Consider the following 10225-nt stretch of genomic DNA (forward strand, 5'->3'; position numbering starts at 1 on the left):
CCCCCGATGACCGAAGCAGTTCTTCCCGCAACCGGGCAGGCGGACGCGCGCCTGCCCGGCATTCCGGCGCCGGACCGGCAGCCGGCGGTGCTGGCGCGCCTTGCCGCGGCCGGTGTGGCCGCGGACAGTTCGCCGCGCCGGCTCGCCGAGTACTCCTATGACGCGTCCAACTACCGCGTACCTCCGCTGGCCGTGGTGTTCCCGCGCAGTGCGGACGACGTCGCCGCCGCGGTGGCCGCGTGCCGCGAAACCGGTACGCCGCTGATCGGGCGCGGCGGGGGAACCTCGATGGCCGGCAACGCCATCGGCCCCGGCGTGGTGCTGGACTTCTCGCGCCACATGAACCGGATCCACAACATCGACGTGGCCGCGGGCACCGTCGACGTCGATCCCGGCATGGTGCTCGCCGTCCTCTCCCGCGAAGTGGAGAAGGCCACGGGCGGCAAATTCACGTTTGCCCCGGACCCGTCGTCGAAAACCCGCGCCACCGTGGGCGGGGCGCTGGGCAACGATGCCTGCGGAAACCACTCCGTACGCTACGGGCGGACCTCTGACCACGTGGTGGAGCTCGACGTCGTTACCTCCGACGGTGCCCGGCTCACCGCCACTGCCACCGGGCTGCGCGCCACGGACCCCTCGGACAAGGCGTCGGCGGCCCGAGCAGCCGCACTGACCGGGTCGCTGCAGGAGCTCGCGCACAGCCATCTGGCCGACTTCCGCATGGAGCTGGGCCGGATCCAGCGCCAGGTCTCCGGCTACCACCTGGCCAACCTGCTGCCCGAAAACGGCTTCAGCGTGGCTCGGGCACTGGTCGGTTCCGAGGGTACCTGCGCCATCGTGACCCGTGCACGGATGAAGCTGGTGCCCAAGCCGGCGAGCGCACTGCTGGTCTGCCTCGGGTATGCCGACGTGGTCGAGGCAGCCCGCGACCTGGAAACGATTCTTGGGTTTTCCCCGGCGGCGGTGGAAGGCATTGACGAAGCCATCGTCGACACTATGCGATTCCGCCGCGGCGAAGACGCCGTCCTCGGGCTGCCCGACGGCAAGGCCTGGCTGTATGTGGACCTGGACGGCGAAGATCCGGACGAGGTCGCCGCGGAAGCGGACCGGCTGCTGGCCCGGCTCAAGGAGAACGGCCGCCTGGTCGACGGCCGGGCAGTGCCCGACACCACGGCCCGCGCTTCGCTCTGGCGTGTCCGCGAGGACGGCGCCGGTCTCTCCTCCCGGCTCTCCACCGGCGGCGAATCCTGGCCCGGGTGGGAAGATTCCGCCGTCGCGCCTTTGAAGCTGGCCGACTACCTGGCGGACTTCCGCGATCTGCTGGCCGAGTTCGGCCTGCAGGGCGTGATGTATGGGCACTTCGGTGCCGGCTGCATGCACATCCGCATCACCTACGACTTGCGCACGGAGGAAGGCCGCGAGGTATTCCGCCGCTTCTCGCGCAGGGCTGCGGAACTGGTGGTCCTGCATGGCGGCTCGCTCTCCGGCGAACATGGCGACGGCCGCGCGCGTTCGCAGCTGCTCCCGGTGATGTACTCGCCGCGTATGCTCGACGCGTTCAGCGCGTACCGCCGCATCTGGGATCCGGCCGGCATCCTCAACCCGGGATCGCTGACGGACCCGGATCCGATCGATGCGCACCTCGCGCTTGAGGGCGTCCCGCAGCGGCAGTGGCGCACCAGCTTCGACCTGCGCCCGATCGGCAGCGGCGGCGGCTCAACGGCCGAAACCGACAGCCCGTCCGACGCCGGCGGCAGCGGCACGGATCCTTGGGTGCACGCGGTCCAGGGCTGCATCGGTGTGGGCAAGTGCCGCACCGATTCCGGTGGCGTCATGTGCCCGAGCTACCGCGCCACCCGGGACGAGAAGGACTCCACCCGCGGCCGCGCCCGCGTCCTGCAGGACATGGTCCGCGGCGCCCGCACCGTCGAGGAAGGCTGGAAGTCCGAAGAGGTCCGTGAAGTGCTGGACCTGTGCCTGTCCTGCAAGGCCTGCTCCAGCGACTGCCCCGTCGGCGTGGACATGGCCACCTACAAGTCAGAGTTTTTTGACCACTACTACAAGGGGCGGCTGCGCCCGCTCTCGCACTTCTCGCTCGGCTGGCTGCCGCGCTGGCTCAAAATCACCGGCCGCATTGCACCGCTGGTCAACGCAGTGCTGGCCACTCCGCTGGGCAAACTGGCCGCGGCGCTGGGCGGGCTCACCACCCGCCGCGCCCTGCCGAAGTTCGCCGGCTCGCTCGACTGGCAGCGCGAAGTTGCCGCCGCAGGCGTCCTTCCTCCGTGGAATTACGACGGCGGGGCGCGGCGCCGCTCGTCCGTCACCGCGGCTTCAGCAGGTTCGGCGGGTTCGGCGACGGCTGAGCGTCAGGTTGTGGAGGCCGAGTCCGGCGTCGTGCTCTTCGTCGACACCTTTACCCGCGGCTTCCGTCCCGATGTGGCCGGCGCCGCAGCACGGGTGCTGACCGGCGCCGGGGAACGCACCGAGTGCTCGGCGGACGCGTGCTGCGGGCTGACCTGGATTTCCACCGGACAGCTCGATACCGCCAAGAAGCTGCTGGGCAAGGCCGCCGAAGCGCTCGACGACGGCACGGATCGCCCGATCGTCGTCGTCGAACCCAGCTGCGCCGCGGCCCTGCACAAGGATCTGCCGGAGCTAGTGCACACCGAGCAGGCCCGCCGGGTGGCGGCCCGGGTGCGCAGTTTCGCCGCGCACGTCAACGAGCTCGCCGAAGCCGGTTCGCTGCCTGCACCCGCCCGGGACCTGCCGGCGGAAGTGGTGCTGCAGACGCACTGCCACGAATACTCCGTCTTCGGCGCCGGGACCCAGCGCCGGGCGCTGGCCGCCGTCGGCTTTACCGGGGTGACCGATGCCTCCGGCTGCTGCGGGGTGGCCGGAAACTTCGGCTTCGAAAAGGAGCACTACGACGTGAGCATGCAGGTCGCCGAGCATTCGCTGGCCCCGGCACTGCGAAACACCGACGCCGCCACCGTGGTGCTTACCGACGGCTTCTCCTGCGCCATGCAGGTCAACCAGCTCGACAAGTCCAGACCCGGGCGCCATCTGGCGCAGCTCCTGGACCCCGGCAAGCCGTCCACCGGCCCCAAGACCGATCCCACTACCGACCTCGACTCTGCACCAATCAACAAAAAGGAGCTCCCATGACCACTGAGACCACTTCCCCCGGCCGCACCTCCCAGCAGGCGCGCGACGCCGTTTCCCGCGTCAGCACGGGCGTATTTATCGACGGCGAATGGACTGAATCCGCCTCCGGCGCCCGCTTCAACGTCATCAATCCCGCCACCGAAGAAGTCATCGCCACCGTCGCCGACGGCGGCCCGGAAGATGCCCAGCGGGCCATCGAGACCGCCGGCCGCGTGCAGAAGCAGTGGGCGAAGACCGCGCCCCGCGAGCGCAGCGAAATCCTGCGACGCGCCTACGACCTGATCATGGCCCGGCAGGACGAACTGGCCCTGATCATGACCACCGAAATGGGCAAACCCCTCGCCGAGGCCAAGGGCGAGGTTGCCTACGCAGCAGAGTTCTTCCGCTGGTTTTCCGAAGAGGCCGTCCGGATCGGCGGCGATGTCACCACCACCGGCGACGGCAAGAACCGCATCCTGGTTTCCAAGGAACCGGTGGGCCCCTGCGTGCTGGTTACCCCGTGGAACTTCCCGCTGGCCATGGGCACCCGCAAGATCGGCCCCGCCATCGCCGCCGGCTGCACCATGGTGTTCAAGCCGGCCAACCTGACCCCGCTGTCCTCGCTGGCACTGGTGGACATCCTGGTCGAGGCCGGGCTGCCCAAGGGCGTGGTCAACGTTGTCTGCACCACCAAGGCTTCCTCGGTGGTCTCCCCCTGGATGGCCAGCGGCATCGCCCGCAAGGTCTCCTTCACCGGTTCCACCGAGGTGGGTGTGAAGCTGCTGCAGCAGGCCTCCGAGCACGTCATGCGTTCCTCCATGGAGCTCGGCGGCAACGCACCGTTCATCGTCTTCGAGGACGCGGACCTGGACCGCGCAGTCGAGGGCGCTGTCGCTGCGAAGATGCGCAACATGGGCGAGGCCTGCACCGCGGCCAACCGGATGTTCGTCCAGCGTTCCGTCGCCGACGAGTTCGCACGCCGGCTCGCCGCCCGTCTTGGCGCACTCGCGGTGGGTGACGGCGCAGAGTCTGGCACCGACGTCGGGCCCCTTGTAGAAGAGAAGGCTCTGGTCAAGGTCCAGGAACTGGTGGACGATGCCGTGGCCAAGGGCGCCACGGTGGTCTGCGGCGGCTCCCGGCCCGAGCGTCCGGGCTACTTCTACACGCCCACCGTGCTCTCCGACGTCAGCCCGGCCTCGGACCTGATGAGCCAGGAGATTTTCGGCCCGGTGGCGCCCGTGGTGCCCTTCGACACCGAGGAAGAGGTCACGCAGATGGCCAACGACACTCCTTGGGGCTTGGTGGGCTACGTCTTCACGCAGGACGTGGACCGCGGCTTCCGGATGGGCGACGCGCTGGAGGTCGGGATGGTCGGGCTGAACACCGGCATTGTCTCCAATCCGGCGGCTCCATTCGGCGGCGTGAAGGCCTCCGGGCTGGGGCGCGAGGGCGGCCGCGTGGGCATCGAGGAGTTCCTCGAATACAAGTACATGGCAGTACCAAAGAGCTGATTTTTCCGCAGTTCCGCTTCGCGGAGTAGCCAGCCGGGGCCAATGGGTCCAAACCCCTTGTACCCGGCCGCTACTCCTTGTATATTGTTGACAATCTACGAATTACTGTGACGTGGACCACCCGCGCTTGCAAGGAGCCTCAGTTGAACGTAAACGGCACGGCCCGCATGCTCTTCACCGCCGAAGAGTATGCGGCACGCCTCGCAGCAGTCCGGCTGCGCATGGCTGAGCAGGGCCTGAGCGCCCTGCTCGTGACTGACCCGGCGAACATCTACTACCTGACGGGCTACAACGCCTGGTCCTTCTACACCCCGCAGTTGGTCTTCGTGCCGGCCGAGGGCGACATGATCCTCTTCAGCCGGCAGATGGACGCCAGCGGAGCCTTCCGCACCTCGTGGCTGCCGCCCGAGTGCATCGTCGGCTACCCGGAGAGCTACGTGCACCGCCCGCACATCCACCCCTTCGATTGGGTAGCCTTCGCCTTGCGCGAGCGCCACCTGATTGCCCCGGCCACCAAGGGCTGCGTGGGGCTTGAAATGGACTCCCACTTCTTCGCGCCGAAGGCCTACCGCGCGCTCGTCAACGCCATACCCGAGTGGACGCTGGTGGACTCCTTTGAACTGGTCAACTGGGTTCGGTCGATCAAGTCCCCCGCGGAAATCCAGCTGATGCACAAGGCGGCAGTGATCACCAACAGCGCCATGGCCGCCGCCGAACAGGCCATCAGGCCCGGTGCCCGCAAGTGCGACATCGCCGCGGCCATTACCGAAGCGCAGATCCGCGGAACCGAGGAATTCGGCGGCGACTACACGGCGATCGTCCCGCTGCTGCCCACCGGCGAGTCGGCAGACACCCCGCACCTGACCTGGAGCGAGGACCGGCTGAAGGACGATGAGCCCGTCGTCGTCGAACTTGCCGGGGCCTACCAGCGCTATCACGTGCCACTGAACCGCACCTTCTCGCTGGGCGAGCCCTCCGCCGAACTCAGCCGCCTCGCCGATGCCACCGGCGAGGGCCTGAATGCCATGCTCGACGTCATCCGCGCCGGCGTTCCCGTGCGCGAGGTCGCCGCCGTCTGGAACCGCACCATCTTCGAGTACGGCTACGAGAAGGACTCGCGGCTGGGCTACTCGATCGGCGTCGGCTTCCCGCCGGACTGGGGAGAGCGGACCATCAGCATCCGCAGCGAAGAAGAATCCGTCCTCGCCGAAAACATGACCTTTCACCTGATCTGCGGCATGTGGATGGACAACTACGGCTACGGCCTCTCCGAATCCATCCGCGTGACCGCTACCGGGGTGGAGACGTTCACCACCTACAAGCGCGGCCTGCTTCCCATCAACAGCTAGGAAACTCTCTTATGTCAATCCGGGATCTCCCCCTCGCCGAACGGGCCGGCCACCTCGTCGGATCGGTCATCGATTCGAGCACCTCGCTGCTGGCCAAGCAGACACACGACATTGTGCGGTTCGCCATGGGCGCACCCGCGGAAGAAGCCGTACCGGTAGAGCTGTTCAACAGTGTTCCCGCGGCCGTCTACGACGCGTCTTCCTACACCTACGGCGCCACCGAGGGCGAACCGCACCTGCTCGATGCGCTGACCGATTATCTAGCAACGACGGCGGACCCCACCGCACGCGAGCGCATCACCATTACCTCGGGCGGCATGCAGGGCCTGGACCTGGCCTGCAAGATCTTCGTGGACCCGGGCGACCTGGTGGTGGTGGAAAGCCCCACCTACACCAACGGTTCCGCCACGGCCATGAGCTACGGCGCCGAGCTGCTCGAAGTACCGGTCGACGACGACGGCATGATCATCGACGAGCTGGAAGCCCTGGTGGCCGCCTCGGGGCGCACGCCGAAGGCCATCTACACCATTCCGAACTTCCAGAACCCCTCCGGCACCACGCTGTCGCTGCCCCGCCGCAAACGGCTACTGGAACTCGCTCACAGCTGGAACTCGGTCATCATCGACGATGACCCGTACGGACTGCTGCGCTTCGAGGGCGAAGAGCTGCCCACGTTCAACCAGCTCAGCCCGAACGACCCGCTGATCTTCTCCGTGCGCACTTTCTCGAAGATCCTGGCTCCCGGCCTGCGTGTGGGCTGGGTGGAAACGGATCCCGAGCTCCAGCGCCTGGTCATCAACGCCAAGCAGGCCATGGATACCTGCACCAACGTTCCGGCCCAGCACCTGGTTGCCGAGTTCATCCTGCGCGGCGGTCTCGACGACCACCTGACCTGGCTCCGCCGTGAGTACCACAGCCGCAAGGAGGCCATGCTCGCCAGCATCGACCGCCACCTGGGTGACCGGGTGCGGACTACCAACCCCGACGGCGGCTTCTTCCTCTGGGTCACGCTGCAGGGCGAGGACGCGAAGATCAATTCGCAACGGCTGTTCGACATGGCCCTAGCGGAAGGCGTGGCCTTCATTCCGGGCCCGGCCCTATCCCCCACCGGACGGTTCACGGACGCTTTCCGGCTCTGCTTCGCTTCCTGCACGCCGGAGCGGATCGAGGTTGGCATCGAACGCCTGACCAACGCCATGGACAAGGCGAGATCAGAGCTGCCCGTCGGCACCGCTGCCTCCTCCGGAGCGCGGTAGATGGCGGCCACTCTCGGAGTCAATACGGACGCCCAGACGCCCAGCCGGGACGAACAGGAAGTCCTCGACCATATCCGGCTCGATGAGATCGTTGCCTTGACGGAAAAACTGGTTAATGCCGCCGGTGAAAACCCGGGCGGCACCGAACTCGCCACGGTGAGCGTGCTCGAAGCCGAGGCCACGCGCCTCGGCTTCGAGGTGGATATTCAGCCCGTGGCTCCGGACCGCCCGAACATTCTCGTGACGCTCCTTCCGCCGGGAGGGGAATCGGCACTCGGACCCGGCCTGATGTTCCTAGGCCACTCGGACGTCGTCCCGGCCGGGCCAGGCTGGTCCCGGCCGCCCTTCGAAGCCGTAGTAGCAGACGGCCGGTTGTACGGCCGCGGCTCCACGGATATGAAGGGCGGACTGGCAGCAGTTGTCGGTGCGATGGCCGCATTGAAGCGCTCCGGCGTCGTACTTTCCGGTCCTGTCACCCTGGTCTGCACCGTGGACGAAGAGGATCTCGGCCTGGGCATCCGCGCCCTGACGGCCGGTGGATTGCCGCACAGCTACCTCGGATGCGTGGTGGCCGAGCCTACCGACATGGAAACGGTCATCGCCTGCCGCGGCGACAGCTACATCGAACTTGAAATCACCGGCAAGCCGGCGCATTCAGGCCGCCCCGCGGATGGGCGCAACGCGATCAGCGCCGCCGCCAGGATCTGTGAATTGATCAGGGTAGACCACGAGGCGATGCAGCAGGATCAGGATCCGCTGCTGGGCAGCGGCACCTGGAATGTCGGGCGTATCGAAGGCGGGGAAGGCACCTCGATGGTGGCACCGTCCTGCCACATATCCGTGGACCGCAGGCTCATGCCCGACGATAACCCCGATGACATTCTGGCCAGCCTGCTGCACCGGATCAGTGAAGCCGGTATCGATACGGACGGCATCAGCGTCGACGCCGAACTGACCATGCAAATGCCCGGTTTCCGGACTCCGGAGGATCACCCGCTGGTCTCTACCGCTGTGAACAGCGTGCTGGCCGCCGATGGGGAGACCCGTATCAGCGGGTGGACTGCAGCCTGCGACGGCGGCTTCATCGTCAGGGACTTCGGTATTCCGGCCATTGTGCTGGGGCCGGGCGGTTTGAATGACCAAGCCCACCAGATTAATGAGTCCGTAGGGCTGGCCGAACTTATCACAGCCGCACGTACTTTCGCATTGTTGTGCCTGCGCTCCCTAACGCATACGGTCAACGACATGCCGGATTCGAAAAATTCGCTCCTAGAAGGAGAACGACCGTGACCCGTTCCGAGCCAATACGAAATGATCATCCGGAGCAGCAGCTCGCGCCCGGATCCGAGCCAACGACGCCGGAAGCCAAGAAAACGCTCCACCGTGCCATCCTCGGTTCCGCCCTCGGTAATGCCGTGGAATGGTTCGACTACGGTGTCTACGGCTACCTCACCATCTACATGGCCGTTAACTTCTTCGGCTCCGAAGCTGGCGACGGCGGCCTGGGCGTCACGTTGACGCTGGCCACCCTGGCGCTGTCCTTCCTGGTCCGGCCGCTCGGCGGTATCATCCTTGGGCCACTGGGCGACAAGGTGGGCCGGCAGAAGGTCATGGTCCTGACCGTGCTGATGATGACACTGGCCACCGGAGCCATCGGCCTGCTGCCCACGTTGAGTACAGTGGGCGTTCTCGCCCCGATCCTGCTGCTCATCTGCCGCCTTGTGCAAGGCTTTTCCGCCGGCGGCGAGTACGGCGGCGCTGCCGTCTACATGGCCGAGTCCGCGCCGGACCGCCGCCGCGGCTTCCTGGGTTCCTTCCTGGAGTTCGGAACCACCGTGGGCTTCATGCTTGCTGCCGTTGTCTGCACCACGCTGATTACGCTGGTGGGCGACCAAGGCATGGAGGATGGTTGGTGGCGCCTGCCATTCCTGCTCACCATCCCGCTCGGCCTGACAGCCCTGTGGATCCGGACCCGGCTCGGCGAGGCCCCTGTCTTCTCTGAGGCGTCCGAGCACGCCGAGACCACCCGTTCCCCGCTGCGGCACGTGCTGGTCAACAACTGGCGGCAGATCCTGGTCCTGGCCGGTTTCGTTGTCCTGCTGAACGTGGCGTTCTACCTGATCCTCGGCTACATGCCCACGTACCTCAGCGGCCAGCTCGGACACAGCACGGCGCAAGGCAACTGGATGCTCGTGGCGATCATGGCGCTGATGCTCGTGGCGATCCCGCCCATGGGAGCGTTGTCCGACCGCATTGGACGAAAGCCGCTGCTGCTTGTGGCAGCCGGTGGCTATATGCTGCTGTCCGTCCCATCGATCATGCTGCTGGGCACGCCCAGCCTGCTGCTGCAGTTCCTCGGCCTGGCGGTGCTTGGCATCCTGTTGGTGATTCTGGTTTCGTCCGTCTCCTCGACTCTGCCGGCCCTGTTTCCGACTTATGTCCGTTACAGCGGCTTCGCCATCGGCTACAACTTCTCCACCGCGTTCTTCGCAGGGCCGTCGCAGACCGTGGCCAACCAGTTGATCGAGACGACCGGCAACCAGCTGGTTCCGGGCTGGTATATGGCAATCGCGGGACTCATCGGTCTCATCAGCATCCTGTGCATGCGCGAAACTTCGCAGGCCACTTTGCGTGGTGAGGCGATTCCGGGGATACCGGAATCTGTGGGTGCACCGAAACCCATTTATGTTGAGCAGAACCGCGAGGATGCCGAGGCCCGCCGGGCGAGCTACCAAGCCTAGGCGAGTATTCGTTACGTCCTTGACCTCAAAGCGGGGCTCCGGGTTCCGGAGTCCCGCTTTGCGTTTGCCGCTGCTGAAACGAACACGTTAACGAGAGAGGCTTAGGCTGCGCGGTAGTAGAGGAAGTCGATGCGGCCGAGTGCCTGTTCGAAGATTGACACCGGCTCGAGTGTCTCGTCCGGTTGTTCTGTTGCCGGTGGTGTGCCGGGCAGTGCCGGTGCGGT

The 10225-nt window shown here is 66.5% G+C and carries 6 protein-coding genes; all 6 read left to right on the forward strand.

The genetic code is table 11. The annotated features are described in order from the left end of the window. Window positions 1-6 precede the first annotated feature (6 nt). The 6 genes from AC3A4M_RS20550 to AC3A4M_RS20575 all read left to right on the forward strand — a co-directional run bounded on the left by AC3A4M_RS20550 (window position 7) and on the right by AC3A4M_RS20575 (window position 10001). On the forward strand, window positions 7-3165 hold the full coding sequence (locus AC3A4M_RS20550) for an FAD-binding and (Fe-S)-binding domain-containing protein (protein WP_498738186.1): 3159 nt from the start codon (window positions 7-9) through the stop codon (window positions 3163-3165). Continuing rightward, complete coding sequence (locus AC3A4M_RS20555; RefSeq protein WP_498738188.1) at window positions 3162-4655, forward strand: NAD-dependent succinate-semialdehyde dehydrogenase; 1494 nt, start codon at window positions 3162-3164, stop codon at window positions 4653-4655. The genes AC3A4M_RS20550 and AC3A4M_RS20555 overlap by 4 nt, the downstream gene beginning before the upstream one ends. A gap of 167 nt (window positions 4656-4822) precedes the next feature. After that, a complete protein-coding gene (locus tag AC3A4M_RS20560) occupies window positions 4823-6004 on the forward strand; it encodes a M24 family metallopeptidase (protein ID WP_498738198.1) in 1182 nt (393 codons plus the stop codon). Window positions 6005-6015: 11 nt separating this feature from the next. Further along, entirely contained in the window at window positions 6016-7260 is a 1245-nt protein-coding gene (locus AC3A4M_RS20565; protein ID WP_498738190.1) for an aminotransferase-like domain-containing protein, read from the forward strand. Next, window positions 7261-8550 carry a M20 family metallopeptidase gene (locus tag AC3A4M_RS20570; RefSeq protein WP_498738191.1) on the forward strand — a complete coding sequence of 430 codons (1290 nt, stop codon included), beginning with the start codon at window positions 7261-7263 and terminating at the stop codon, window positions 8548-8550. After that, a complete protein-coding gene (locus AC3A4M_RS20575) occupies window positions 8547-10001 on the forward strand; it encodes an MFS transporter (RefSeq protein ID WP_498738193.1) in 1455 nt (484 codons plus the stop codon). Before AC3A4M_RS20570 ends, AC3A4M_RS20575 begins: the two co-directional genes overlap by 4 nt. The last annotated feature ends 224 nt before the right edge of the window (window positions 10002-10225 follow it).

The organism is Arthrobacter sp. Soil_C_60, from assembly GCF_057656375.1.